This window comes from Micromonospora globbae, from assembly GCF_036184225.1.
In the GTDB taxonomy this organism is placed as follows: domain Bacteria; phylum Actinomycetota; class Actinomycetes; order Mycobacteriales; family Micromonosporaceae; genus Micromonospora; species Micromonospora globbae.
In genome coordinates this window covers 4,048,825-4,073,398 of sequence record NZ_CP108084.1, presented here as the reverse complement: position 1 = coordinate 4,073,398, position 24,574 = coordinate 4,048,825, and the positions used below count along the sequence as shown (strand labels likewise).

Genomic DNA, 24,574 nt, shown 5'->3' with positions numbered 1-24,574 from the left:
GGCGGCACCTCGTCAGCTCATCGTCGGCAACGTCACCCGTACCACCTCGCCGGAGGCGTCACGCTCCACCCGGACCCGCTGCCCGAGGCGGAGCAGGCGCAAGCCGGAGGCGTCGAAGGCGCGTGCCGGGAAGGGCAGTTCGGTGCCGTCGTCGAGGAGCAGCACACCGCTGCGGGTCGCCGCGTCGTAGGTGGCCACCGTGCCCTGCATGCCAGCACCGTACACCGGAGGGCCGGTCAGCCCGGCGTGCCGGCGGCACAGCCCGCGGCGAGCACCGCGGTGCGGGGCCCGAGCCCGAGCCGGGCGGCGGCCGCGAGGTCGGCCGGGGTGTCCACGTCCCGGCGCAGGGTCGGCCAGTCGCCGGTCAACGGCAGCGCCCCGCTCGCGGCGTGTGCCGCCGCCGAGGCCACGCCGAAACGGGGCTCCAGCGGCGTCCCGGGCGGTGCGGTGAGCAGCACGGTGCCGTCGCCGGGGGCGTCGGCCACGTACCGCCGTACGGCCGGGCCGTCCTGCGCGGCCTCCAGCGCGGCGGCCAGCTCGGCCGGACGCAGGGCCGGCAGGTCGGCCGTGAGGCCGGCCACCCACCCGCCGCCCGCGGCGGCGGCGCCGTGGCGGAACGCCGCGTTCAGCCCGGCGGCCGGCAGGTCCGGCAGCGTCCGGGCTCCGCTCTCGCGGGCCACCGCGGCCACCCGGGCGTCGTCGGTGACCACCAGGACGTCGGCGACCACGGGACACGCGCGCACCGCGGCGACCGTGTCGGCCGCCAGGGCCAGCGCAAGCTCCTCGTGCGGTACGCCCGGCAGCGCCCCGCGCAGGCGGCTCTTCGCGGCCGACAGCGGCTTCACCGGCACCACGACGGCCCACCTCGACTGACTCACAGCCGCAATCCTGCCAGCCGGTCGGCGGCACCCTCGCTGGCCCGCGGCACAGGGGAGCAGGCATGATTTCCGCTGCGGGGAGCGCCGGCGGGTCCGGTGCGCGGACCCCGGCGGCACGAGGAGGCGCGGTGGCACGGCGGAGACTGGGATTCTGGCCACGGGTGGCCGCGGTGCTGGTGAAGCCGATCATGGTCGTGTGGACCCGGCGCACGTGGCGTGGCATGGAGTACCTGCCCCGCGAGGGCGGCGTCATCATCGTGGCGAACCACCTGTCGCACGCCGATCCGCTGGTCTCGGCGCACTTCATCTACGACGCCGGCCGCTGGCCGCAGTTCCTCGCCAAGGCGAGCGTGTTCCGGGTGCCCGTGGTCGGCTGGATCCTGCACCGCTGCCGGCAGATCCCCGTGGAGCGGGGAACCGTCGACGCGGCCCGGTCGCTGGACAAGCTGGTCGAGGCGGTACGCCGCGGCGACGCCGTGGTGATCTACCCGGAGGGCACCACCAGCCGGGAGCCGGACCTCTGGCCCATGAAGGGCAAGACGGGTGCGGCCCGGCTCGCGCTCCTCACGGGCGCCCCGGTCGTACCCGTGGCCATGTGGGGCCCGGAGCGGATCTTCGACCCGCGTACGGCCCGGATCAGCCTGCGGCCGCGGATCCCCGTGACCGTCGTGGCCGGCCCGCCGATCGACCTGAGCCGGTGGGAAGGCGCCTCGCCCACCCGGGGCACGCTGGAGGAGATGACCGACACGATCATGCTGCGGTTGCGGGACATGCTCGCCGAGATCCGCGGCGGCACGCCGCCGCCGCTCTGGGAGCGTTCGAGCCGTCCGCAGCGCCAACAGCAGGGCGAGGCGGCGTGAGCGGGCGTGGTGGGCACGTCGCGGTGCTGGGTGCCGGCTCGTGGGGCACCGCGTTCGCCAAGATCCTCGCGGACGCCGGCCGTGAGGTGACCATCTGGGCGCGGCGGCAGCCGGTGGCCGACACCCTCCGGACGGAGCGGCGCAACCCCGAGTACCTGCCGCACCTGGTCCTGCCGGAGCGGGTCACCGCCACCTCCGACGCCGCCGAGGCGATCACCGACGCCGAGCTGGTCGTGCTGGCCGTGCCGTCGCAGACGTTGCGCGCGAACCTCGCCGAGTGGGCCGGGTACGTGCACCCCGACGCGACGCTGGTGTCGCTCATGAAGGGCATCGAGCTCGGCACCACCAAGCGCATGAGCGAGGTGATCGTCGAGACCGCCGGAGTGACGGCGGACCGGGTGGTGGTCGTCTCCGGCCCCAACCTGGCGCCGGAGATCGCGGCCGAGCAGCCCGCCGCGACCGTGGTCGCCGGCACGGACAGCCGGCGGACGGCGCTCGTGCAGTCGTCGATCCGTACGCCGTACCTCCGCCCGTACACCAACGACGACGTGATCGGCTGCGAGCTGGGCGGCGCCGTGAAGAACGTGATCGCCCTCGCGTACGGCATCGCGACCGCCATGGGCTTCGGCGACAACACGCGGGCCATGCTGATGACGCGGGGACTGGCCGAGACCGCCCGGCTCGGCGTGGCGCTCGGCGCCGACCCGATCACCTTCGCCGGCCTGGCCGGCATGGGTGACCTGGTGGCCTCCTGTTCCTCGCCGCTGGCCCGCAACCGCACCTTCGGGGAACACCTGGGCCGGGGGGAGACGATGGAGCAGGCGCAGGCCGCGACCCGGCAGACGGCCGAGGGCGTGAAGAGCTGCCTGTCGATCCGTGACCTGGCCCGCGCGCACGGCGTGGAGATGCCCATCACCGAGCAGGTCGAGCGGATCTGCCACGAGGGGATGGATCCGCGCATCGCCGTGGACACGCTGATGAGCCGGACCGCCAAGCCCGAGTCGTACGAGTGAGGACCGATGAACGAACCAGGTGATGGCACCCGCTGCGTGCACGCCGGTCTGCCCGAGCCGGTGCCGGGCCAGCCGTTCCTGCCCGGGCCGGTCTTCGCCGCGCCGTACCACCTGGACCCGTGGCAGGGGCCGGCCGGCGCGCCGAACGGTTACGGCCGCCCGGACAACCCGACCCGGCGGCTGCTCGAGGCCGCGATCGGGGAGCTGGAGGGTGGGGACTGCCGGGTCTTCGCGAGCGGGCAGGCCGCCATCACCGGGCTGCTGCTCACCGTGCTGCGTCCCGGCGACACCGTGGTGCTCCCCGCCGACGGGTACTACACCGTGCGCGCGTTCGCGAGCGCCGCGCTGGAGGCCATCGGCGTACGCGTGCTCCTCGCGCCCACCGCCGGGCCGTACCCGTCGCTGGACGGGGTGCGGCTCGTCCTGCTGGAGACGCCGGCGAACCCCGGGCTCGACGTGGTGGACGTGGCCGACCTGGCCGAGCGGGCGCACGCGGCCGGCGCCCTGGTGGCCGTGGACAACACCACCGCCACGCCGCTGGGGCAGCGGCCGCTGGACCTCGGCGCGGACCTGGTGGTGGCCTCCGGCACGAAGGCCCTCACCGGCCACTCCGACCTGCTGCTCGGTTACCTCGCCACCCGGTCGCCCGAGCTGCTGGGGGCGGTCACCGTCTGGCGCAACGCCACCGGCGCGATCCCCGGCGCGTTCGACGCGTGGCTCGCCCACCGCTCACTGGCCACCATGGACCTGCGGCTGGGCCGGCAGGCCGCCAACGCCGAGGCCGTCGCGTCGCTGCTCGCCGGCCGCCCGGACGTGACCGGCCTGCGGTGGCCCGGCCGGCCCGAGGACCCGTCGTACGCGGTGGCGTCGGCGCAGATGCGGCGGATGCCGGGGGTGCTGTCCTTCGACCTCGGGGACGCCGACCGGGTGGCCCGGTTCGTCGACGCCGCCCGACTGGTCGTGGCCGCCACGTCCTTCGGCGGCCTGCACACGACGGCCGACCGGCGGGCCCAGTGGGGCGACGACACCTCGCCCGGATTCGTGCGGCTCTCCTGCGGGATCGAGGACACCGCCGACCTGGTGGCCGACATCGCCGCCGCGCTGGACGCCGCCGGCCCGGCGAGCTGACGCCGTCCACGGCCGGGTATCGTTCCGGTGGCCGCACACGCGGCCCCGACCCGAGGAGGTGAGTCCGATCCGCCCGACAGCAGGACCGGCGCTCCCTTCCGAGTCCACGCCGCGCCGATAGCGGCGGCCCGGGGCGCCGACGAGTGTCCCCGGAGGTTTCCATGACCACTCCCATCGACCGTCCCGCCCTGGTGCGGCGGCTGCGCGCCGCCGGTTGCGTCTACGCCGAGGACGAGGCGGACCTGCTCCTCGACAGCGCGGACTCCCCGGCCGCGCTCGCCGACCTCGTGGCGCGCCGGATCGCCGGCGAACCGTTGGAGCACGTGCTCGGCTGGGCCGAGTTCTGCGGGCTGCGGGTCGCCGTCGACCCGGGGGTCTTCGTGCCCCGCGGTCGTACGGCCCTGCTGGTCGCCGCCGCGGCGGCGGTGACGGGTCCCGCGCCGGCCGTCGTGGACCTCTGCTGCGGCTCCGGCGCGACCACCCTCGCGCTGGCCCGCCGGCTCGCGCCGCGCTGGCTCGCCGCCACCGACATCGACCCGGCGGCGGTGGCCTGCGCCCGGCGCAACCTCGTCGGCCTGGACGTCCCGGTCTTCACGGGCGACCTGTTCGCGCCGCTGCCGCCGCACTGGCGTGGCCGGCTGGACCTCGTCGTCGCGAACGCCCCGTACGTGCCGACGGAGGCGGTGGCGCTGCTGCCGCCCGAGGCGCGGCTGCACGAGGCGCCGGTGGCGCTCGACGGTGGTGCCGACGGGTTGGCCGTGCTGCGCCGGGTGGCCGCCGGGGCGGGCGAGTGGCTCGCCCCCGGTGGGCATCTCGTGGTGGAGGCCGCCGAGAGCCAGGTCGAGGCCCTGTGCGCGGCGCTCACCGCGGCGGGACTGGTGCCGGGCGTGCGGCACGACGAGGACCTGGAGGCGACCGCGGTCACGGCCCGCCGCCCGGCCTGAGCGTCGCCGCGTTCCTCGTCACCCCGGCACCGGAGCGGCGCACCGCCGGCGCGGCCCCGGGCGACGGCGAACGGCCGGCCACCGCCCACCGGTGGCCGGCCGGGTCACCGGCGACCGGCCGCCGCCCACCGACGGCCGGTCGCGCGGGGTCAGCGGCGCGGAGGCGCCTGCGCGAAGGCGGTCCAGGCCGCCGGGGGGAAGAGCAGGGCGGGGCCGTCCGGGTCCTTGGAGTCGCGTACGGCCACCAGCTCGGGGATCACCGCCACCTCCACGCAGGCGCCCTCGTCACCGCTGCGGCTGCTCTTGCGCCAGCCGGCCGCGGCCAGCGCCGCGCTGATCGTCGGTGTCATCGTCCCTACCGTCCCTTCAGGAGTTGGAGGAGCTGGTCGCGGCTGCCCGCCGGGCTGAGCGCGACCGTCCGCAGGTGTTCCATGATCTTGGTGCAGGTACGCAGGTCGCCCGGGCGGTCGAGGATCATCTGACCGGCCACCGTCTCGACCGAGGCGATGATCGGGTCCTCCGGGTCGGCGAACTCCAGGATGTGCAGGGAGCCGCGGGTGCCCCGGTGGTAGCCGGCGGCCAGCGGGATCACCTGGACCGTGATGTTCGGCAGCTCGGACATCTTCAGAAGGTGCCGCAGCTGGCCGTCCATGACCGACCGGTCGCCGACCGGGCGGAGCAGCGCGCCCTCGTCGATGATCGCGTCGAGGATGGGCGGGGCATCGCCGGTGAGCCGCTCCTGGCGGTCGAGCCGCACCTTGACGCGCTGCTCGACCTCCTCGTCGCTGAGCGTGTGGGGCCCGCCGCGCATCACCCCGCGGATGTAGTCGGCCGTCTGGAGCAGGCCGGGCACCACCGAGGGCTCGAAGTTGGCGATGCCGGTCGCCTCGGCCTCCAGGGCGATGAAGTCGATGGTGCGCCGGTCCAGCAGGTACGAGTAGGAGACCCACCAGCCGGGCTTGCGCGCGTCCTTGGCCAGCTGCACGGCCGCGTTGACCTCGTCGGGGGCGACTCCGTAGAGGGTGAGCAGCGCGCGTACGGTGGCCGGCTTCACCGGGGACTGCGCGTTCTCGTAGCGCGAGAGCGTGCTGCGGGTGCTGTTGATCTCGTCCGCCGCGGCCTCGAGGGTGAGGCCGGCGGCCTCCCGGTGCGTACGCAGGGCGAGCCCGAGTCGGCGGGCGCGAGCGGTCTTCGGCGCCATGCATCGATGGTCGCATACATCTTTGGGAATGTATACATGAGAGAACGCCGGTGAGAGTTGCATTCATGGCTGCGCACCTGTCAATCTGTTACCGCGTCCTCACCGCCGGTTGTCGTGGCGACGGTGGCGGTGAGCGACCGGAGGGGATGGGGCGCGCGGCGATCGGGTTTCTCCCCCGTGCCCGGTCGCCGCGTGCCGCGCCGTCCCCCTGGCGGAGGGAGTGAGCGTGCGTACCGGTCCGCAAGTCCACCCCGACCACCCCGGGAGCCGGCCATGACCCGCTTCCTGGTGGTGCTCACCGACGTGCGCCCGTTCGACGGGCCCGGCCGCGACGAGCGGGCCTGCCCGGAGCGGCGCCGCCAGGTGGTCGGCGCCAGCAGCCGGGAGGCGGCCGACCGCATCGCGGGCGCCTTCATGGCCCTGGGCATGGTGCGGGCCGGCCGGCAGCGGGTGAAGGTGATCGCGGTCGGCCGCCGGCACGCCCGCGAGTGACCACCGGCCGGGCGCGCGCCACGGCCGGACGCGGTCAGAGCAGCTTGCGCTTCTTGAGGTAGGCGACCAGGTCGTCGTAGACGCCGCCCTCGTTGGCGAACATCGCCACGTTGCGGGCCGTGGCCATCCACGGCCGGGTCGACGGCCGGACCTCCTTCAGCGCCCGTTCGAGGTCCCGCTGCTCGATCATGCGCACCTCGCCGCTGCGGACGGAGTCGGCCATGGCGTACTCGGCGGCGGTCTCGCAGAGGTGCGCCAGGTCGGCCCCCGAGTAGTCCTCGGTGGCCGCCACCACCCGCCGCAGGTCGATGCCGGCGATCGGCCGCTCCCGCAGGTGGTACTCGAGGATGGCGGCGCGGGCCTCGGCGTCCGGCGGCAGCACGAGCACCACGCGGTCCAGCCGGCCCGGACGGCGCAGCGCGGGGTCCACGTCCCACGGGGTGTTGGTGGCGGCCAGCACGAAGACGCCCTCGTTGTCGCCCTCCATGCCGTCCAGCTCGGCCAGCAGCTGGTTGCCCAGCGTCCGCATCGAACTGGAGCTGACCTGGGAACGCTTGTGCCCCAGCGCGTCGATCTCGTCGAGGAACAGCACGCACGGCGCGTTGCGTCGGGCCGCCTGGAACAGCTCGTGCAGGTTGCGCTCCGAGTTGCCCAGCCACATGTCGAGCACGTCGACGATGGAGAGCGAGACGAACTTCGCGCCCATCTCGCCGGCCACCGCCCGGGCGAGGAACGTCTTGCCGCACCCGGGCGGACCGTAGAGCATGAGGCCGCCGCGCAGGCTCTTGCCGTACATCTTCCGCAGCTGCGGGTTGCGCAGCGGGCCGAGGAAGGCCAGCTCCAGCCGCTCCTTCACGGCCGACATGCCGCCGACGTCGGCCAGCCGCAGGGTCGAGGTCTCCACGTCGTACAGCCGGTCGTGCTCGCCAGCGACCGGTTCCGGCTCGTCGCCGGTCGGGACGAAGCGCGGCGGGACCACGTCCGACAGCTCCTGCTCGTACGCCGAGAGCGGGTCACCGCCGGGCCCGGCCGGGGCCGGACGCTGCGCGGGCGGTCGGGGCGCCGCCGTGGCCGGACCGGGATCGGCCGCCGACGCCGCGTCCGGCGCCGGCCGGGGCGGGGGCACCGGTCCGAGTGCCCGTTGCATGAGCGCCTGCGCGGCCTCGTTGCCCGGATCCCGGGCGAGCGCCTGACCGATGTGGGCGATGGCCTCCCCGCCCCGGTCGGCGTCGAGCAGCAGCGTGGCGAGGTGCAGGCGCAGCGGCACGTCCTCCGGGCGTGCGTCGACCGCCGCCCGCAGGCTGTCGAGGAGCGCGTCGGAACTCACAGGGTGGCAGCGTAGTGGGGGCGGCGGACGGAGTGGCGCACCGACCGCCCCGCTGTGACCAGCGCGCGCCCGGGGTGATTACGCACCGTGTGTGCTCGTTGACCGGTTTCGAGGGTCTGCCGCGTCTCGCCGGGTATCGCCCTCGTCTCGCCGCCACGCACAGTAAGGTCAACCGGTGAGCAACCCAGCGCAGCCGACCGGAGAGGTGACCGGAGTGACCACCCCAGGCAAGACCCGCGTGGCCGTCGTCTTCGGCGGCCGCAGCCCGGAGCACGGCATCTCCTGCGTCAGCGCCGGCAGCGTGATCGGCGCGCTCGACCCCGACGAGTACGAGGTCGTGCCGGTCGGCATCACGCGGGCGGGGCAGTGGGTCCTCACCGACGGCGACCCGGGCAGCCTCGCCATCCAGTCCCGGCGGCTGCCCGAGATCACCGCGCAGTCCGGTGTCGACCTGGTGCTGCGCGCGGACCCGACCGGCAACGGCCTCATGGTGCTCGACCCGGTCGACGGGCCCCGGGCGCTCGCCGACGTGGACGTGGTCTTCCCCGTCCTGCACGGCGCGTACGGGGAGGACGGCACCATCCAGGGCATGCTGGAGATGGCCGGCATCCCGTACGTCGGGGCGAACGTCTTCGCGTCGGCCGCCGCCATGGACAAGGAGTTCACCAAGAAGCTCTGCGCCGCCGAGGGCATCCCCATCGGTCGGTACGCGGTGCTGCGCAACGGCATGACCCTCAGCGAGGCGGAGAAGGAACGACTCGGGCTGCCGGTCTTCGTGAAGCCGTCCCGGGCCGGTTCGTCCTTCGGCATCACGAAGGTCAGCGACTGGGCGCAGCTCGACGCGGCGGTCGCCGTCGCCCGGCAGATCGACCCGAAGGTGCTCGTCGAGGCCGCCGTGGTCGGCCGGGAGATCGAGTGCGGCGTGCTGGAGGGTGAGGCCGGCGGTACGCCGGAGGCGTCGGTGCTCGCCGAGGTCCGGGTCGTGGCCGACCACGAGTTCTACGACTTCGAGGCGAAGTACATCGACTCGGACGAGGTCTGCGAGTACGACGTCCCCGCCAACCTGCCCGAGCGGGTGGCCCGGCAGGTCCAGGAGTACGCCGTGCGGGCGTTCACGGCCCTGGACTGCGCCGGGCTGGCCCGGGTGGACTTCTTCGTCACGCCCGAGCTGGACGTCTACCTCAACGAGATCAACACCATGCCGGGGTTCACGCCCTCGTCGATGTTCCCGCGGATGTGGGCGGCCTCCGGCCTGGAGTACCCGAAGCTGGTGGACCGCCTGATCCGCACGGCCCTCAACCGGGGCGCCGGCCTGCACTGAGGCACCGGCCTGCGCCGGGGCGCCGGCGTCAGCCCCGGCAGCCGGCCGGGATGTCGCCGCCGGAGGGCACCGAGGCAACGATCGTGTCGGAGAACGGGGCCACCCACTGCAACGGCTGCTCGTAGGCGCGCGGGACGCGGACCGTCACGGCGGTCTCCCGGTCCATCGTCGTGAGCACGGTGGCCTCGGACTGCTCGTCCGCGTACCAGCAGACCTTGTTCACCACCCAGACGTCGGAGGTGGCCGGGATCGTCGGCTCGGCGCCACCGCAGGCCACCGTGACCGCCGGGTCGCCGTACGCGGCGTTCTGCTCCGGGCCGGCGGTCACCGGGCGCTGCGGGAGGTCGCGGACGCTGGACGGCAACTGCGAGAGCAGCGCGCGGCAGAGTGTGGCCGGCCGCTCGGCCAGCGCCGGGGCCGCCATCTCGACCGGCGCGGTCGACTGGACGCGCGGAGCCGTCGCCGACGGCGTCGGGTCGGCCGCGGGCTCGTCCGGCGCGAGCTGCGCGAACGTGAGCCCGCCCACGAGCAGCGTGATCGGCAGCGCGACGAGGGCCGCGATCAGCGCGGCGCGGCGGGTGGTCCGGTCCGGGCCCGGTCGGTCGCCCGTCGCGTCCGGCCGTTCGTCGGTCTGCGCGTCGACGGAGGTAGTAGTGATCTTGTCCACTTACAGGCGCACCACCGAACACGTGAGGGTGCGGGTGATGCCGGGCACCATCTGCACCTTGCTGACGATGAGTTTGCCGAGCTCGTCGACGGTGTTCGCCTCGGTGAGCACGACCACGTCGTACGGGCCGGTGACCGCGTCCACGCGCACCACGCCGGCGAGGTCCGCGATGCGGCCGGCCACGTCCCGCGCGCGGCCGACCTCGGTCTGGATGAGGATGTACGCCTGTACCACGACTCGACCTCCCTCCGTCGCCGCGCGAAGCGGCCTGAAGGGTGAAACTACCGTACGGTGCAGGTCCGATCCCTATCGGTGGTCGAGGAGAAGCGGTGAGCGAGCACGGCGGGGCCGGGCGGCGGGAGCGGAACGAGGGTGGCGGGTTGAGCGTCGCGCAGATCGGCGAGTTCGGGTTGATCGACCGGGTGACCGCCCGCCTGGCGCACGGGCCGGCCACCCTGCTGGGGCCCGGTGACGACGCCGCGGTGATCGCCGCCCCGGACGGCCGGGTCGCGGCGTCGACCGACGTGCTGGTCGAGGGGCGGCACTTCCGGAGGGACTGGGGGAGTGCCCGGGACATCGGTCACCGGGCGGCGGCCGCGAACCTGGCCGACATCGCGGCCATGGGCGGCAGCCCGACGGCCCTGCTGGTCGCCCTCTGCATGCCGCCGGAGCTGGACCCGGGCTGGGCGGAGGAGCTGGCCGACGGGCTGGCGGCCGAGGCGGCCACGGTCGGCGCCGGCGTGGTCGGCGGCGACATGTCCGCGAGCCCCACCCTGACCATCGCCGTGACCGCGCTCGGCGACCTCGGTGGCCGTCCGCCCGTGACGCGGTCGGGGGCGCGTCCCGGGGACGTGGTCGCCCTCGCCGGCCGCATCGGCCACGCGGCGGCCGGGCTCACCGTGCTCTCCCGCGGGTTCCGGACGCCCCGGCTGCTCGTCGAGGCGTACCGCCGGCCGGAGGTGCCGTACGCGGCGGGGCCGCAGGCCGCCCAGCTGGGCGCCACCTCGATGATCGACGTGTCGGACGGCCTCGTGGCCGACCTGGGGCACGTGGCGAGGGCCAGCGGTGTCGGGATCGACGTGCGGCGGGACGCCTTCGAGGTGCCCCGGCAGATGCGCGACGCGGCGCAGGCGCTCGGCGCCGACCCGTACACCTGGATCCTCGGCGGTGGCGAGGATCACGCCCTGGTCGCCTCGTTCCCGCCGGAGGTCGCCCTGCCGCCGCAGTGGCGGCCCATCGGCCGGGTGGTGGACGGGTCGGGCGTGACCGTCGACGGCGAGCCGTACGCGGGACCGGCCGGCTGGGACCACTTCCGGTAAGGGTCGTTGCTGGTCGTACCCTTTACCGGTGAGTGAGATCGAGATTCGCCTCGTGTCGTTCGACTCGCCGGTGGCGCAGCGGCTCATCCGGGCCGCGCTGGCCGACCTCGGCGCGCGGTACGGCGGCAGCGGCGACGAGACGCCGGTCGACCCGGCGGAGTTCGTCCCGCCGGCCGGCGCCTTCCTCGTCGCCCACCTCGACGGGGAGCCGGTGGGCTGCGGCGGCTGGCGCAGCCACGGCGACATGGGCGAGGTGGCCGAGCTGAAGCGGATGTACACGGATCCGGCGGCCCGTGGCCGGGGCGTGGCGCGTGCCGTGCTGGCGGCCGTGGAACGGTCCGCGCGGGAGCACGGGCGCAAGCGGATGATCCTGGAGTGCGGCGACCGGCAGCCCGAGGCCGTCGCCATGTACACCTCGGCCGGCTACGAGCGGATCCCGAACTTCGGCTTCTACAAGGACGCGCCCGGCTGCCTGTCGTACGGCCGCACGCTCTGACCCGCGAGGTGCGGGCCGCGCTCAGCCGGTGACGATCTGGACCTGCTCGGCGGCCTTGGCCGCCGCGGCGGTCGCCTCGGTCGCGTCGGCGCCCCAGGCCAGCACGTGCCCGCTGCGGGCCAGCGAGTGGGTCACCTCGCCGACCGTGTCGCCCACCCCGACGTCGAGCTGCACGTTCAGCACCCCGGACACCCGGCGGGCCGCCCGTACGCCGTCGATCCCGGTGACCGTTCCCTGCGGGGCGAGCAGGAACTCCACCGCCGCCCCGCCCGTCGGCCGCACCGGCAGGACCGGCGGCTCGGGCCGCTCGCCGCGCAGCACCCGCAGGTACGCCTCGATGAACCCGCACTCGTACGCGACCGAGATCAGCGCGGTGATCATGTCGCCGGGGAGGCGGGCCGCGCACTCGACGAGAGCCGGCACGCCGTCGGCCACCATCCACTCGCTGTGCAGGACGCCGGTGCGGAAGCCGGCGGCACCGGCGAGCCGGGTGGCCGCGTCGAGCAGCGCCCGCTGGACGTCGCCGGGCAGGAGGGACGGGACGGTGTGCCCCGTCTCCACGGGGCGTCGCCCGGGCTGCACCCGCTTGTCGGTGACGTTGCCGAAGATGACCTCCCCGTCGACGAGCAGCAGCTCGACGCTGTGCTCGCGTCCGTCGAGCACCTGCTCGACGAGGACGTCGGTGGGCAGCCCCCGGTCGGTGGCGTCCGGCGTGTCCTCCGGGGCGGCCGTCTCGGCCCAGGCGGCGGCCACCTGCTCGGGGTCGTTGAGGATCTGCACGCCGAGGCTCCCGGAACGACGGGTCGGCTTCAGCACGCACCGGCCGCCGTGCCGGCGGGCGAACGCGGCCGCGCGCTCCGGGTCGTCGACCAGTTCGAAGGCGGGGTTGACGATGCCGGCCCCGGCCGCCACGAGCCGCATCCGGTGCTTGTCGGTGAACACGTCGGCGGCCTCGACCCCGGCGCCGGGCAGACCGAGGGCGTCGGCCAGCCGGGCGGCGGCGCCCACCGCGTACTCCAGGCCGGGCATCACGAGCCGGGCCGACGCCAGCGCGGGATCGCGGGCGAGCAGCGCGGCCGCGTCCAGGCCGGTCTGGTACTCGGCGGCCACGAGGCGGGAGATGAAGGGCAGCCGCTCGGCGAGGCCGTCGACGTCGCGGCGCCGGATCACGTCCGGCTCCTCGATGAGCACCACGCTGTCGGCCGGTAGGTCGTCGACGAACCAGCGCAGCATGCCGTGGGAGGTCCCCACGATGATCATCTGCTCGCGGCCCAGATCCCGCACGATCCCTCCCGTGGTCGGCGCCGGCGGACGGTCCGGCACTCGGCGCAGGGAGACCCTAACCGGACGTAGGGCCCCGGTCCATGGGGCGTCGCGTACCCGTCAGCGCGCGTTCGGGAGGCGGGCACAGCGGCCGTGGCACAGCGGGTCGGCGGGTGCGGGTACGACAAGAGCCGGCGGACCGTTCGGTCCGCCGGCTGTCGTCTGTCTGGGAAGTGTCCGCTACCGGGTCAGGCGCGGGTGACCTTGCCGGCCTTGATGCACGAGGTGCAGACCTTCATCTTCCTGGTGGTGCCACCACCGGCCGGGGTACGCACCGACTGGATGTTCGGGTTCCAGCGGCGGTTGGTCCGCCGGTGCGAGTGGGACACGTTGTGGCCGAAGCCCGGCCCCTTGCCACAGACGTCGCACACGCTAGCCACGGGATACTCCTGGGTTTGAAACGTTCATGAGGTCGCCGGCGGCAGGCGCTGCCCGGGCAACCTGGCCAGGTTACCCGATGAGCGGCCGGCCCGCCCAACCGGGCCGCTACCAGCGCCGCCGGTCGCCCGGGCCCGCGCGCCGGAGGCGGAACCGCCGCCAGGATAGCGGCCCCCGGCGGACACGTCCCGACGAGCCCGGCGCGCGTCGGTGCGCGCCAGTAGGCTTTCGGCCGTGCTGGACACCCTCGACGCCGCCGCGGTGCGCCGCTGGTGTGTGGGCGGGCTGGCCGCGCTCAAGCGGCACCAGGCCGAGATCGACCAGCTCAACGTCTACCCGGTGCCCGACGGCGACACCGGCACCAATCTGGTGCTCACGCTCACCTCGGCGCACCAGGCGCTCGCCATGGACCTCGACACCCTCCCCGACGGCGAGGCCACGCCCCACGGGCACGCGCTGCGGCTGATGGCCCGAGGCGCGTTGCTCGGCGCCCGGGGCAACTCGGGGGTGATCCTGTCGCAGATCCTGCGCGGCTTCGCCGACGCGGCCGGCGCCGTGCCGGCCGTGCGCGGGCGGGCGCTCGCCGCCGCACTGCGCGCCGCCGCCGCCACCGCCTACACGGCGGTGGCCCGGCCGGTCGAGGGCACGCTGCTCACGGTCGTCGCCGCCGCCGCGCGGGGCGCCGACCGGGCGGACACCGACGACCTGCCGGCGGTCGCCGGCGCCGCGGCCCGGGAGGCCGCCGCCGCGCTGGCGCGTACCCCCGAGCAGTTGCCCGCGCTCGCGCGGGCCGGTGTGGTCGACGCCGGTGGACGCGGGCTCTGCCTGCTGCTGGACGTCCTGGTCGAGGTGGTCACCGGGGAGCGGCCGGCCCGGCCGGCCGCCGCGCCGCGCACGGCGCCCGCCCCGCCGCCCGTCACCGTCCGCGAGACGGGCTCCGACGACTACGCCTACGAGGTGCAGTTCCTTCTCGACGCCGGCCGCGAGGAGGTCGAGCGGATGCGGGCGGTGCTCGCCGGGCTGGGCGACTCCCTCGTGATCGTCGGCGACGACAGCGGCGGCACCTGGAACGTGCACGTGCACGTCAACGATGTCGGGGCGGCCATCGAGGCGGGGGTCGTGGCGGGACGGCCGCACCGGATCTCGGTGACGCGCTTCGCCGACCAGGCCCCGGCCCCGACGGCGGACGGCCGGGCGGCCGTGGTGGTGGCGCCCGGGGCGGGGATCGCCGAGCTGTTCGGCGGTGAGGGCGCCAAGGTGGTGCCGGGCAACCCCTCCACGGGCGAGCTGCTCGACGCGATCCGGGCCACCGGCGCGGCCCGGGTGGTGGTGCTGCCCGACGACCCGGACACGGAGGCGGTGGCGAGCGCGGCCGCGCGGGAGGCACACGGGCTGGGAGTCAAGGTCAGCGTGGTGCCCACCCGGTCCCCGGTGCAGGCGTTGGCCGCCCTGGCGGTCCGCGACCCGGGCCGCCGCTTCGAGGACGACGTCATCGCCATGGCGGAGGCGGCGGGTGCGTGCCGCTACGCCGAGGTCTGCTACGCCAGCCGGGAGGCGCTCACGGTGGCGGGGCCCTGCCGGGCCGGTGACGTGCTCGCCCTGGTCGAGGGAGAGGTGCACCTCATCGGCACCGACCTCGTCGACACGTGTGTCGCGGTGGTCGACCGGATGCTCGGCGGGGGTGGCGAACTCGTCACCCTGATCTCCGGGGCCGACGCACCGGCCGGTCTCGTGGAGGCGGTGCAAGCGCACGTCGCCCGACGGTGGCCGTTCGTCGACGTGCAGGCGTACGCGGGCGGGCAGCCGCACTACCCGCTCCTGGTGGGCGTGGAATGAGCAGGCGAAGGGGGGCGCCGGCGTGAGCGGACCGGCCACGGTGGACACGCCGTTGAAGAAGCTGGTCGGCGAGAAGACGGCCAAGGCCCTCGCCACCCACCTCGACCTGCACACGGCCGGCGACCTGATCTACCACTTCCCGCGCCGGTACGACGAGCGGGGCGAGCACACCGACATCCGTTCGCTGGCCGTCGGGGAGCAGGTCACGGTGCTGGGCCAGGTGCAGCGCACCACCGTGCGGCCGATGCGCCAGCGCCGCGGCAACCTGCTCGAGGTCGCCGTGGGCGACGGCTCCGGCGGCGTGCTCACCCTCACCTTCTTCGGCAACCAGACCTGGCGCGAACGGGACCTGCGCCCCGGGCGGTGGGGGCTCTTCGCCGGCAAGGTCACCGAGTTCCGGGGCCGGCGGCAGCTCAACGGCCCGGAGTACGTCCTGCTCGGCGAGGGCGGCGACGGCGAGGCGGCGGCCAGCGAGGAGATCGAGGAGTTCGCGGGGGCCCTGATCCCCGTCTACCCCGCCGCCGCGGCCGTGCCGACGTGGGTGATCGCCCGGTGCGTCCGGGTGGTGCTGGACACCTTCACCCCGCCGGAGGACCCGCTGCCGGCCACGGTGCGGGCGAGCCGCAACCTGGTCGGGCTCGGCACCGCCCTGCGCGAGATCCACCGCCCCTCCAGCAAGGAGGACCTCCACCGGGCCCGCCGGCGGCTCAAGTGGGACGAGGCGTTCGCCGTGCAGCTCACCCTCGTGCAGCGCAAGCACCGCGCCGCCGACTGGCCGGCCCGGCCGCGCCCGGCCCGCCCCGGTGGGCTGCTGGACGCGTTCGACGCCCGGCTGCCGTACGAGCTGACGCCCGGTCAGCGGGACGTGGGCCGCGAGATCGCCGCCGACCTGGCCACGCCGCACCCGATGCACCGGCTGCTGCAGGGCGAGGTGGGCTCGGGCAAGACCGTCGTCGCGTTGCGGGCGATGCTCCAGGTGGTGGACGCGGGCGGTCAGGCGGCGCTGCTCGCGCCGACCGAGGTGCTCGCCGCGCAGCACTACCGGGGCGTCCTCGACCTGCTCGGCCCGCTCGGGCGCGACGGTGAGCTGGACGCGGCCGCCCACGCCACCCGGGCGGAACTGGTCACCGGCTCGCTGGGCGCCGCGGCCCGTCGTCGGGCCCTGGCCGAGGTGGCGCAGGGCCGCGCGGGCATCGTGATCGGCACGCACGCCCTGCTCTACGAGGGGGTCGACTTCGCCGACCTCGGTCTCGTGGTCGTCGACGAGCAGCACCGGTTCGGTGTCGAGCAGCGGGACGCGCTGCGGGCCAAGGCCGACCAGCCGCCGCACGTGCTCGTGATGACGGCCACCCCGATCCCGCGCACCGTGGCCATGACGGTCTACGGCGACCTGGAGGTGTCCACGCTCTCGCAGCTGCCCCGGGGTCGCTCGCCCATCGCCTCGCACGTGGTGCCCGCCGCCGAGAAGCCCGCCTTCCTCGAACGCGCCTGGGCGCGGCTGCGTGAGGAGGTGGCCGCCGGCCACCAGGCGTACGTCGTCTGCCCGCGGATCGGGGAGGGCGCCACCGGCGAGGAGGAGGCGCCGCGGGAGGACGACTCCGGCCGGCGACCGCCGCTGGCCGTGACCGAGGTCGCGCCGCTGCTCGCCGAGGGGCCGCTGCACGGGCTGCGGATCGGGACGCTGCACGGCCGGCTGCCGGCCGAGGAGAAGGACGCCGTGATGCGCTCGTTCGCCGCGGGGCAGCTCGACGTGCTGGTCGCCACCACGGTGGTCGAGGTCGGCGTGGACGTGCCGAACGCCACCGTGATGATCGTGCTGGACGCCGACCGCTTCGGCGTCTCGCAGCTGCACCAGCTGCGGGGGCGGGTCGGTCGGGGCGCCGCGGCCGGGCTCTGCCTGCTGGTGACCGAGGCGCCGGAGGGCAGCCCGGCCCGGGAGCGGCTGGACGCGGTCGCGTCCACGACGGACGGCTTCAAGCTGGCCGAACTCGACCTGGAGCAGCGCCGGGAGGGGGACGTGCTCGGCGCGACCCAGTCCGGGCGTCGCTCGCACCTGCGCCTGCTCTCCCTGCTGCGTGACGCGGACCTGATCCGGGACGCCCGCGCCGAGGCGATCGCCCTCGTCGAGGAGGACCCGGAGCTGGCCCGGCACCCGGCGCTCGCCGCCTCCGTGGCCGCCCTGGTCGACGAGGAGCGGGCGGAGTACCTGGAGAAGGGCTGACCGGTCGCCTGTCCGGTCCGCCGGGCCGTCCCGGCCCGCGCCGCCGGCCGGCACGTCGGGCCGCAAGCACGTCGGGCCGCCGGCACGTCGGGCGGCTGGCCTGTCCGGTCCGCCGGGCGATCCCTGCCGTCAGGAACGCCGAGGGCGCGCCGACCGGGTGGTCGACGCGCCCTCGGGTCGTACGGTTACGCGGTTCAGGCGGTGAAGCGGATCTTGCGGCGGCGGGCCACCACGAAGAGCGCCACACCGGCGGCCAGCAGCACGGCCGCACCGGCGATGATCCCGCCGGTGGCGGCACCGGTCAGCGGCAGCTCGGGCTCGTCGCCACCGCCGCCCTGGCCCGGGGTGTCGCAGTCCTCGGGCTTCTCCCAGGCGATCGGCTCGGTCTCGTCCATTCCCTCGGCGCTCGGGGTGACCTTGAGGCCCTCCTGCGCCGGGAAGGAGACGGTGCCGGTCTTGCCGGGCTCGACGGTCAGCGTCTTGGCCTCGCCCTTGTTGGGGGTGAAGGTGATGGTGACCGTCTCGCCGTCGGCCGGGTTCGAGACCTCGAAGATCAGCTCGTCGCAGGTGGACAGGTAGCTGCCCGAGGGCTCACCGGGCTTCACGCAGTCCTTCGCCTCGGCGGGCTTGCCGTCGAAGAGGGGCTTTTCCTGGCCGGCCTCGGTGATCGTGATCTTCCCGGCGTTCGCGGCCGGAACCGTGATGCTCTTGTCCTTGCCCGGCTCGACCGTCGCCTCCTTCTTGAAGCCGTCGGTGCCGGTGACGGTGAACTCGGCCTCCTTGGTCGCCTCCTTGCCGTTCTCCAGCTTCACGGTCACGTCGCCGCTGCAGTCGGCGGTCACCGTGGCCTTCGGGTTGGCCGTCGACGGCGGCGGGGTGACGACCTTGTCGCAGGTCTCGCTGAACTTGATGGAGGCGCCCTTGGGCTCCTTCTCCTTGAACTTGTTGTCCCACTCGGCGCGGACGCTCAGCGACGCCTCGGTGACGTCACCGGCCAGCCTGGCCGTGCCGACCAGGGGTTCGGCCACCGCGTACGGGTAGGAGTCGTCCTGGGTCGCCTGGATGCCCTCGATGGTGAACGACTCGGTCGTGTCGCCCTTCTTGCTCTGGGCGTTGACCTCGATGAGCTTGAACTTCTGCACGTCGGACGGAGCGACGGCCCGTACGGTCCAGGTCGTGATCCACTCGCCGGCGGCGGTGTCACACTCGGCGGTGACCTTGACCTCGCTGTGGTGGGCGCTGGCCGGGGCGGCGACGGTGGCCACGCCGGCGAGGCCGAGCAGCGCGCCGGCGGCTACCGCCACGACGCGCCGGAGGTTCAGACGATTCACGTCTACTCCTGATTCGGGGTGATCGGAGACTGCGTCGAACGGGGCGGAAATCGACACGCCACGCCCGACACCCGGCAGACCATATCGATCCGGCCGGTTGCGTTACAGCCCTCAGTGGTCCTTAAGGATGATGTTGTGGATCTGTGATCTTAGATATACAGCCCGTCATCCGGCGGGTGCGGAGTGATCGCGGAGGTCGTTCTCCGCGTGGGGCTCCGGCCCGCGACCGACCGGCCACCGGGCTCCGGCCGTCGCGTAGCGTCGTGGCCATGAGCAGGAGGAGACCGTGACCCGGATCGTCGCGGGGACGTTCGGCGGGCGGCGGATCGCCACGCCACCCGGCGAAGGCACCCGCCCCACCTCGGACCGGGTGCGGGAGGCGCTGTTCAGCGCGGTGCAGGCCGGGACGGACCTGGACGGGGCCCGCGTCGCCGACCTCTACGCCGGCTCCGGCGCGGTCGGGCTCGAAGCGCTCTCCCGGGGGGCCGCGCACGTGCTGCTGGTCGAGTCCGATCCGCGGGCCGCCCGGGTGATCCGGCGCAACGTCGCCGCCCTGGGCGCCGCGCCCGTGGTCCGGCTGGTCACCGGTCGCGTCGCCACGGTCCTGGCCGGCGGCCCGGAGGGGGAGCCCTACGACCTGGTCTTCGCCGATCCCCCGTACGCCGTTTCCGACGAGGAGGTCGCCGCCGTGCTGACCGCGCTGGTCGACCACGGCTGGCTGGCGCCGGACGCGCTCGTGGTGGTGGAGCGGTCCAGCCGGAGCGGGGAGCTGCGCTGGGTGCCGGGCATCACCGGCGAGCGCAGCCGCCGTTACGGGGAGACCACACTTTGGTACGGTCGCCGATCATGAGACGTGCGGTGTGTCCCGGCTCGTTCGACCCGGTCACCAACGGACACCTCGACATCATCGGTCGGGCCAGCCGGCTGTTCGACGAGGTGATCGTCGGTGTGCTGGTCAACCAGTCGAAGAGCGGTCTGTTCACCGTCGAGGAGCGCATCGACATGCTCCGCGAGGTGACCGCCTCGTACGACAACGTCCGGGTGGAGTCCTTCCGGGGGCTGCTCGTCGACTTCTGCCGTGCCCAGCAGGCGAGCGTGCTGATCAAGGGCCTGCGCGCGGTCAGCGACTTCGACTACGAGCTCCAGATGGCGCAGATGAACATCGGCCTGGCCGGTGTCGAGACGCTGTTCATGCCGACGAACCCGCTCTACTCGTTCCTCTCCTCCAGCCTCGTGAAGGACGTGGCCAAGTGGGGCGGTGACGTCTCGCCGCACGTCCCCGACCGGGTGCGGGCCGAACTGGAGGCAAGGCTCTCCCCGCCGCCGCGCCCCTGACGCCCACCCCCCCGCCCCCACCCCCCGCCCCCACCCCCCGCCCCCACCCTCCCCGCGATCTTGCACTTTCGGCCCCGACAAACCGCCCGTACCGGGACGAGTCAGGGGCAGGAAGTGCAAGATCGGCGCGATCAGGGGATGGTGCGACGCGCCGGGCCACCGCGAGGGTGGGCGTACGGCGGCGCACGGGATGATGGGTGGAGCGGGAAGTGGCCGCAGCCCGCATCATGTAGGTCGGCCGACGAACGACAGGAGTGAGGTACCGGTGGACCCGCTCGATCGCATCGACGAACTGATCGCCATGGTGGAGACGGCGCGGTCCGTCCCGATGTCGCGGAACAACTGCATGATCGACCGGGCCGAGATGATCGCGGCCCTGGACGAGCTGCGCGCCGAGCTCCCCGCCGACCTGCGCCGGGCCCAGGCCCTGCTCGAGGAACGCGACAAGATCATGGAGGCCGGCAAGCGCGAGGCCGACCGGATCATCAGCGAGGGTGAGGCGGAACACGCCCGGCTGGTGTCGGTCAACGAGATCACCGTCTCCGCCGAGCACGAGGGCGCGCGGATCATCGCGGAGGCGCGGGCCGAGGCCCAGCGTCTGCGGGAGGAGGTCGACGACTACGTCGACACCGCTCTGGCCAACTTCGAGCAGTTCCTCACCCGGGCGCTCGCCTCGATCGAGCGCGGCCGCGACAAGATGCACGCGCTGCGCGAGATCGGGACCTTCGCCGGTGACGAGGCGGAACGGCCGCTACCCTTCTGACCGGCAGCACGCCACAGCCGGCACGCGGGGCGGCCGTCGGCCCCGGTTCGACGGTACGGCGGTCGCCCAGGTAACCTCGATTGTCGGCCTCGCACCGGCCGGAGTCTGACTATGCCCAAACACTCGCCAAGCCCACTCGACCCCAGGTCGCCGCTGGTCCTCGACACGAGGGACCTGCCGCGCCGACCTGGCGCGTTGCGTACGGTCAAGCGGGTCGTGCCGGCACCGGCGGACCTCGGCGTGGAGCTGATCGGCGTGCCGGAGGGCGCGGACCTCGACCTCGACCTGAGGTTGGAGTCGGTGTCCGAGGGTGTGCTCGTCTCCGGGACCGTGAGCGGTCCGATCCGGGGCGAGTGCAGCCGGTGCCTGCGCGACATCGACGACTCGGTGGTCGTACGGATCCAGGAGCTGTACGCGTACGAGAACAGCACCACGGACACCACGACCGACGAGGACGAGGTGGGCCGGATGCAGGGCGATCTGATCGACCTGGAACCGGCGTTGCGGGACGCGGTGGTGCTCACACTGCCGACCAACCCGCTCTGCCGGGAGGACTGCCCAGGCCTGTGCCCCGAGTGTGGGGTGCACCGGGACGATCTGCCGGCCGACCACAGCCACCAGCAGATCGACCCGCGATGGGCGAGCCTGTCGCAACTGACCCGTAAAGAGGAGTAAGAACCGTGGCCGTCCCCAAGCGCAAGATGTCGCGCAGCAACACCCGGTCCCGCCGGGCGCAGTGGAAGACCGCGGCGGTCGCGACCGTGGCGTGCCCGCAGTGCAAGTCCCCGAAGCTGCCGCACGCCGCCTGCTCCGTCTGCGGCACGTACAACGGCCGCCAGGTCCTCGAGGTCTGACCTGGACGCCGAGTGACGCTCCCGACCCCTGGTCGGGCGGCGCGCGCACCCTGGCGATCGCCCGGTGCCCCGGCTCCCTCCGGCGCCGACCGGTCCTCACCGGTCAGCCCTCCGGTGGAGCCGGGCACCGCGCGGATCGCCGTTGACCTCCTCGGCGGGGACGACGCTCCCGCCGTCGTGGTTGACGGCGCTCTGCGGGCCGTCCGCGCCGATCCGGACCTGCACCTGCTGCTCGTCGGACCTCCCGAGGTCGCCGACGCGCTGATCGCCGCCCTGGAACCGGTGCACCGGCCCCGGATCACGGTGCGCCCGGTCCGGGACAAGGTCGGCATGGCCGACCACCCCAGCGCGGCACGCGCGGAGAGCACCGTCCGCGCCGCCGTCGCCGCGGTGCGGGACGGCACCGCCGACGCCCTCGTCTCCGCCGGTGCCACCGGCGCCACGGTCACCGCCGCCGCCCTCGGGCTCGGCCGCTGGCCGCAGGTCCGCCGGCCGGCCCTCGTCGCCACCCTGCCGGCCGTCGCCGGGCCCGTCGTGTTCCTCGACGTGGGTGGCTCCCTGGAACCCCGCCCGGCGACCCTCGCCCGGCACGCCGTGCTGGGCGCCGCCTACGCGGCCGTGGCGCACGCGGTCGACGCGCCGCGGGTCGGGCTGCTCTCCGTCGGCACCGAGGCGGGCAAGGGGGACCGGGTCCGGCGGGCCGCCGACGCCGTGCTCGCCGCCGAACCGCTGCCCTGCGACGCCCGCTACGTGGGTCTCGTCGAGGGCTACGACGTCTCACTGGGCACGCGCGCCGACGTGGTGGTCACCGACGGGTTCACCGGTAACGTGCTGCTCAAGGCGATCGAGGGCGCGTACGCGATGGCCGGCGGCCCCCCGGCCAGCGGAGGCGCCCCCCGTGCGGCCGCCCTGCTCGGCGTCTCCGGCACGGTGGTCGTCTGCCACGGCGCGGCCGGGGCCGACGACGTCGCGTCCGGCATCGGTCTCGCCGCGCACCTGTGGCGGCGGCGCGCCACCGACCAGGTCGCCGCTCTGCTCGCCGGGCGTGCCCGCACGGCTCACGACCACATCATCGACACCGAGGTAGCCACACCATGAGCAACGACAAGCGGCGACGGGCGTCCGTCGGTCACCTCGAGGCCGCGTTCGGCGTGTCGCTCGACCCGCAGCTGCTGGAGCGCGCGCTGACCCACCGGTCGTACGCGTACGAGAACGGCGGCCTGCCCACCAACGAGCGCCTGGAGTTCCTCGGTGACTCGGTCCTCGGGGTGGTCATCACCACGGCGCTGTTCCACAACCACCCCGACCTGCCCGAGGGGCAGCTCGCCAAGCTGCGGGCGAGTGTCGTCAACATGCGCGCCCTGGCCGATGTGGCCCGGGGGCTCGGCCCGGAGGGGCTCGGCGCCTACCTGCTCCTCGGCAAGGGTGAGGAGACCACCGGCGGCCGGGACAAGGCGAGCATCCTCGCCGACACGCTGGAGGCGCTGCTCGGGGCCATCTACCTCCAGTACGGCCTGGACACGGCCGCCGAGGTCATCCACCGGCTCTTCGACCCGCTGATGGCCGAGTCGGCCCGGCGGGGCGCCGCGCTGGACTGGAAGACCAGCCTCCAGGAGCTGACCGCGGCGCTCGGGCTGGGTGTGCCCGAGTACCGGATCGAAGGCACCGGGCCGGACCACCTGAAGACGTTCACCGCCTGGGTGGTGGTCGCCGGCAACCGGTACGGCGGCGCCGAGGGGCGCAGCAAGAAGGAGGCCGAGCAGCGGGCCGCGGAGGCCGCCTGGCGGACCCTCACCGAGCAGGCGGAGCAGGACGGGCAGGGCGACGGCGGCGCCAGCGCGGCCCGGGCGGGCGGCGCCACCGGCAACGGCTCCGGCCCGGACGGCGCCCCGGCCGGCCCGTCGGGCGACGGCGTGGACGGCGCCGGCAGCGCCGACGCCCGGGACGCCGGCGCGCGTACGCGGGGCGGCGAGACGGCCAGTTCGGAGCCCGCGAGTGCCTGAGCTGCCCGAGGTCGAGACGATCCGGCAGGGGCTCGCCCCCTGGGTGACCGGCCGGCGGATCGCCTCCGTCGAGGTGCGCCACCCGCGGGCCGTACGCCGGCACACCGCCGGCGGCGCCCACTTCGCGGACGTGCTGGCCGGCCGGACGGTGCTCGACGTGCGCCGGCGCGGCAAGTACCTGTGGCTGCCGCTGGACAGCGGTGACGCCGTCGTGGGCCACCTCGGCATGTCCGGCCAGCTGCTGCTGCAACCGGCCGACGCGCCGGACGAGACGCACCTGCGCGTCCGGTTCCGCTTCGCCGACGACGGTCCGCAGCTGCGCTTCGTCGACCAGCGCACGTTCGGCGGGCTGGCGGTGAGCGAGGGCGGGGCCGAACTGCCGTCGGAGATCGCCCACATCGCCCGCGACCCGATGGATCCGCTCTTCTCCGACACCGCGTTCGTGACCAGCCTGCGCCGCCGGCGCACCGAGGTGAAGCGCGCCCTGCTCGACCAGACGCTGATCTCCGGCGTCGGCAACATCTACGCCGACGAGGCGCTCTGGCGGGCCCGGCTGCACGGCGCCCGGCCCACCGACGCGCTGACCCGGCCGGCCGCCCAGCGGCTGCTCGGGCACGTGCGGGACGTGCTGGGCGAGGCCATCAGGTCCGGCGGCACGAGCTTCGACGCCCTCTACGTCAACGTCAACGGCGAGAGCGGCTACTTCGAGCGCTCGCTGAACGTCTACGGCCGCGAGGGCGAGCCGTGCCGCCGCTGCGGCGCCCCGATCCGCCGCGAGCCGTTCATGAACCGGTCGTCGTACAGCTGCCCGCGCTGCCAGCCCCGTCCCCGGGGGTCGCTTCGGGGATGACCCCGAGCCGTGGTCGACGCCCGCACGGTCCGGC

General features: G+C 74.5%; 28 protein-coding genes. 18 read left to right on the top strand and 10 right to left on the bottom strand.

Features of this window, described 5'->3' with window-relative positions; genetic code table 11:
- Positions 1-12: 12 nt before the first annotated feature.
- Together OG994_RS18075 and cofC are read right to left on the bottom strand one after the other, a co-directional pair.
- Positions 13-210 carry a cold-shock protein gene (locus tag OG994_RS18075; RefSeq protein WP_120328544.1) on the bottom strand — a complete coding sequence of 66 codons (198 nt, stop codon included), beginning with the start codon at positions 208-210 and terminating at the stop codon, positions 13-15.
- 26 nt (positions 211-236) lie between these two features.
- The gene (gene cofC / locus OG994_RS18070; RefSeq protein WP_328850404.1) at positions 237-878 is read right to left on the bottom strand and encodes a 2-phospho-L-lactate guanylyltransferase; all 642 of its coding nucleotides are present in this window, start codon (positions 876-878) and stop codon (positions 237-239) included.
- Positions 879-1,006: 128 nt separating this feature from the next.
- On the opposite strand from cofC, the gene OG994_RS18065 reads away from it, so the two are divergent.
- From OG994_RS18065 to OG994_RS18050, 4 genes are all read left to right on the top strand, one after another.
- Positions 1,007-1,738 (top strand): lysophospholipid acyltransferase family protein, encoded by a 732-nt coding sequence (locus tag OG994_RS18065; RefSeq protein ID WP_328850403.1) that lies wholly within the window; start codon positions 1,007-1,009, stop codon positions 1,736-1,738.
- Entirely contained in the window at positions 1,735-2,751 is a 1,017-nt protein-coding gene (locus OG994_RS18060; RefSeq protein ID WP_120328541.1) for an NAD(P)H-dependent glycerol-3-phosphate dehydrogenase, read from the top strand. The genes OG994_RS18065 and OG994_RS18060 overlap by 4 nt, the downstream gene beginning before the upstream one ends.
- Before the next feature lie 6 nt (positions 2,752-2,757).
- Positions 2,758-3,879 (top strand): cystathionine gamma-lyase, encoded by a 1,122-nt coding sequence (locus tag OG994_RS18055; protein ID WP_328850402.1) that lies wholly within the window; start codon positions 2,758-2,760, stop codon positions 3,877-3,879.
- Positions 3,880-4,040: 161 nt separating this feature from the next.
- Complete coding sequence (locus tag OG994_RS18050) at positions 4,041-4,823, top strand: putative protein N(5)-glutamine methyltransferase (RefSeq protein ID WP_328850401.1); 783 nt, start codon at positions 4,041-4,043, stop codon at positions 4,821-4,823.
- Between the two features lie 149 nt (positions 4,824-4,972).
- Here the strand turns inward: OG994_RS18050 and OG994_RS18045 are convergent, their stop codons facing one another.
- Both OG994_RS18045 and OG994_RS18040 read right to left on the bottom strand, forming a co-directional pair.
- Positions 4,973-5,173, bottom strand: coding sequence for a DUF397 domain-containing protein (locus OG994_RS18045; protein ID WP_120328538.1), 201 nt, complete (start codon positions 5,171-5,173; stop codon positions 4,973-4,975).
- A 5-nt stretch (positions 5,174-5,178) separates the two neighbouring features.
- Positions 5,179-6,024 carry a helix-turn-helix domain-containing protein gene (locus tag OG994_RS18040; RefSeq protein ID WP_328850400.1) on the bottom strand — a complete coding sequence of 282 codons (846 nt, stop codon included), beginning with the start codon at positions 6,022-6,024 and terminating at the stop codon, positions 5,179-5,181.
- A 273-nt stretch (positions 6,025-6,297) separates the two neighbouring features.
- Between OG994_RS18040 and OG994_RS18035 the strand changes: the two genes are divergently transcribed.
- Positions 6,298-6,516, top strand: a complete 219-nt coding sequence (locus OG994_RS18035; protein ID WP_120328536.1) for a hypothetical protein — start codon at positions 6,298-6,300, stop codon at positions 6,514-6,516.
- A gap of 34 nt (positions 6,517-6,550) precedes the next feature.
- On the opposite strand, the gene OG994_RS18030 is transcribed toward OG994_RS18035, so the two are convergent.
- Positions 6,551-7,843, bottom strand: coding sequence for an ATP-binding protein (locus OG994_RS18030; protein WP_120328535.1), 1,293 nt, complete (start codon positions 7,841-7,843; stop codon positions 6,551-6,553).
- Between the two features lie 214 nt (positions 7,844-8,057).
- On the opposite strand from OG994_RS18030, the gene OG994_RS18025 reads away from it, so the two are divergent.
- The gene (locus tag OG994_RS18025) at positions 8,058-9,164 is read left to right on the top strand and encodes a D-alanine--D-alanine ligase family protein (protein WP_328853743.1); all 1,107 of its coding nucleotides are present in this window, start codon (positions 8,058-8,060) and stop codon (positions 9,162-9,164) included.
- Between the two features lie 28 nt (positions 9,165-9,192).
- Here OG994_RS18025 and OG994_RS18020 read toward each other — a convergent pair whose 3' ends face one another.
- The gene (locus tag OG994_RS18020; protein ID WP_240032933.1) at positions 9,193-9,822 is read right to left on the bottom strand and encodes a DUF3515 family protein; all 630 of its coding nucleotides are present in this window, start codon (positions 9,820-9,822) and stop codon (positions 9,193-9,195) included.
- A gap of 9 nt (positions 9,823-9,831) precedes the next feature.
- A complete protein-coding gene (locus OG994_RS18015; protein WP_120328532.1) occupies positions 9,832-10,065 on the bottom strand; it encodes an Lrp/AsnC ligand binding domain-containing protein in 234 nt (77 codons plus the stop codon).
- 146 nt (positions 10,066-10,211) lie between these two features.
- On the opposite strand from OG994_RS18015, the gene OG994_RS18010 reads away from it, so the two are divergent.
- A complete protein-coding gene (locus OG994_RS18010) occupies positions 10,212-11,150 on the top strand; it encodes a thiamine-phosphate kinase (protein WP_120328651.1) in 939 nt (312 codons plus the stop codon).
- Between the two features lie 28 nt (positions 11,151-11,178).
- Positions 11,179-11,646 (top strand): GNAT family N-acetyltransferase, encoded by a 468-nt coding sequence (locus OG994_RS18005; RefSeq protein WP_328850398.1) that lies wholly within the window; start codon positions 11,179-11,181, stop codon positions 11,644-11,646.
- 21 nt (positions 11,647-11,667) lie between these two features.
- On the opposite strand, the gene OG994_RS18000 is transcribed toward OG994_RS18005, so the two are convergent.
- Positions 11,668-12,930: an ATP-grasp domain-containing protein gene (locus OG994_RS18000; protein WP_328850397.1), complete on the bottom strand. Its 1,263-nt coding sequence runs from the start codon at positions 12,928-12,930 to the stop codon at positions 11,668-11,670.
- Between the two features lie 227 nt (positions 12,931-13,157).
- Entirely contained in the window at positions 13,158-13,349 is a 192-nt protein-coding gene (gene rpmB, locus OG994_RS17995; protein ID WP_120328530.1) for a 50S ribosomal protein L28, read from the bottom strand.
- Between the two features lie 232 nt (positions 13,350-13,581).
- On the opposite strand from rpmB, the gene OG994_RS17990 reads away from it, so the two are divergent.
- The gene (locus OG994_RS17990; RefSeq protein ID WP_328850396.1) at positions 13,582-15,183 is read left to right on the top strand and encodes a DAK2 domain-containing protein; all 1,602 of its coding nucleotides are present in this window, start codon (positions 13,582-13,584) and stop codon (positions 15,181-15,183) included.
- Between the two features lie 22 nt (positions 15,184-15,205).
- The gene (gene recG / locus OG994_RS17985; protein WP_328850395.1) at positions 15,206-17,404 is read left to right on the top strand and encodes an ATP-dependent DNA helicase RecG; all 2,199 of its coding nucleotides are present in this window, start codon (positions 15,206-15,208) and stop codon (positions 17,402-17,404) included.
- Between the two features lie 194 nt (positions 17,405-17,598).
- On the opposite strand, the gene OG994_RS17980 is transcribed toward recG, so the two are convergent.
- Positions 17,599-18,735, bottom strand: a complete 1,137-nt coding sequence (locus tag OG994_RS17980) for an LPXTG cell wall anchor domain-containing protein (RefSeq protein ID WP_120328527.1) — start codon at positions 18,733-18,735, stop codon at positions 17,599-17,601.
- Between the two features lie 286 nt (positions 18,736-19,021).
- Here OG994_RS17980 and rsmD point away from each other — a divergent pair, with 286 nt between their 5' ends.
- The 8 genes from rsmD (at position 19,022) to mutM (ending at position 24,540) form a co-directional block, all read left to right on the top strand.
- The gene (rsmD, locus tag OG994_RS17975; RefSeq protein ID WP_328850394.1) at positions 19,022-19,585 is read left to right on the top strand and encodes a 16S rRNA (guanine(966)-N(2))-methyltransferase RsmD; all 564 of its coding nucleotides are present in this window, start codon (positions 19,022-19,024) and stop codon (positions 19,583-19,585) included.
- Complete coding sequence (coaD, locus tag OG994_RS17970) at positions 19,582-20,070, top strand: pantetheine-phosphate adenylyltransferase (RefSeq protein WP_120328525.1); 489 nt, start codon at positions 19,582-19,584, stop codon at positions 20,068-20,070. Before rsmD ends, coaD begins: the two co-directional genes overlap by 4 nt.
- Before the next feature lie 265 nt (positions 20,071-20,335).
- Entirely contained in the window at positions 20,336-20,833 is a 498-nt protein-coding gene (locus tag OG994_RS17965; protein WP_120328524.1) for an SPFH domain-containing protein, read from the top strand.
- A 111-nt stretch (positions 20,834-20,944) separates the two neighbouring features.
- Positions 20,945-21,508, top strand: coding sequence for a YceD family protein (locus OG994_RS17960; RefSeq protein WP_120328523.1), 564 nt, complete (start codon positions 20,945-20,947; stop codon positions 21,506-21,508).
- A gap of 5 nt (positions 21,509-21,513) precedes the next feature.
- Complete coding sequence (gene rpmF, locus OG994_RS17955; RefSeq protein ID WP_076470490.1) at positions 21,514-21,687, top strand: 50S ribosomal protein L32; 174 nt, start codon at positions 21,514-21,516, stop codon at positions 21,685-21,687.
- Positions 21,688-21,801: 114 nt separating this feature from the next.
- Entirely contained in the window at positions 21,802-22,785 is a 984-nt protein-coding gene (locus tag OG994_RS17950) for a phosphate acyltransferase PlsX (RefSeq protein WP_120328522.1), read from the top strand.
- Positions 22,782-23,690, top strand: coding sequence for a ribonuclease III (gene rnc, locus OG994_RS17945; RefSeq protein WP_328850393.1), 909 nt, complete (start codon positions 22,782-22,784; stop codon positions 23,688-23,690). Before OG994_RS17950 ends, rnc begins: the two co-directional genes overlap by 4 nt.
- Positions 23,683-24,540 (top strand): bifunctional DNA-formamidopyrimidine glycosylase/DNA-(apurinic or apyrimidinic site) lyase, encoded by an 858-nt coding sequence (gene mutM, locus OG994_RS17940; RefSeq protein WP_120328520.1) that lies wholly within the window; start codon positions 23,683-23,685, stop codon positions 24,538-24,540. The genes rnc and mutM overlap by 8 nt, the downstream gene beginning before the upstream one ends.
- Positions 24,541-24,574: the final 34 nt, after the last annotated feature.

Coding starts and splice junctions, on each gene's coding strand:
- OG994_RS18050 (WP_328850401.1), top strand. CDS start 4,041: ATGACCACTCCCATCGACCGTCCCGCCCTGGTGCGGCGGCTGCGCGCC.
- OG994_RS17960 (WP_120328523.1), top strand. CDS start 20,945: ATGCCCAAACACTCGCCAAGCCCACTCGACCCCAGGTCGCCGCTGGTC.
- OG994_RS18035 (WP_120328536.1), top strand. CDS start 6,298: ATGACCCGCTTCCTGGTGGTGCTCACCGACGTGCGCCCGTTCGACGGG.
- OG994_RS18075 (WP_120328544.1), bottom strand. CDS start 210: ATGCAGGGCACGGTGGCCACCTACGACGCGGCGACCCGCAGCGGTGTG.
- OG994_RS18055 (WP_328850402.1), top strand. CDS start 2,758: ATGAACGAACCAGGTGATGGCACCCGCTGCGTGCACGCCGGTCTGCCC.
- OG994_RS18045 (WP_120328538.1), bottom strand. CDS start 5,173: ATGACACCGACGATCAGCGCGGCGCTGGCCGCGGCCGGCTGGCGCAAG.
- OG994_RS18040 (WP_328850400.1), bottom strand. CDS start 6,024: ATGGCGCCGAAGACCGCTCGCGCCCGCCGACTCGGGCTCGCCCTGCGT.
- coaD (WP_120328525.1), top strand. CDS start 19,582: ATGAGACGTGCGGTGTGTCCCGGCTCGTTCGACCCGGTCACCAACGGA.
- rnc (WP_328850393.1), top strand. CDS start 22,782: ATGAGCAACGACAAGCGGCGACGGGCGTCCGTCGGTCACCTCGAGGCC.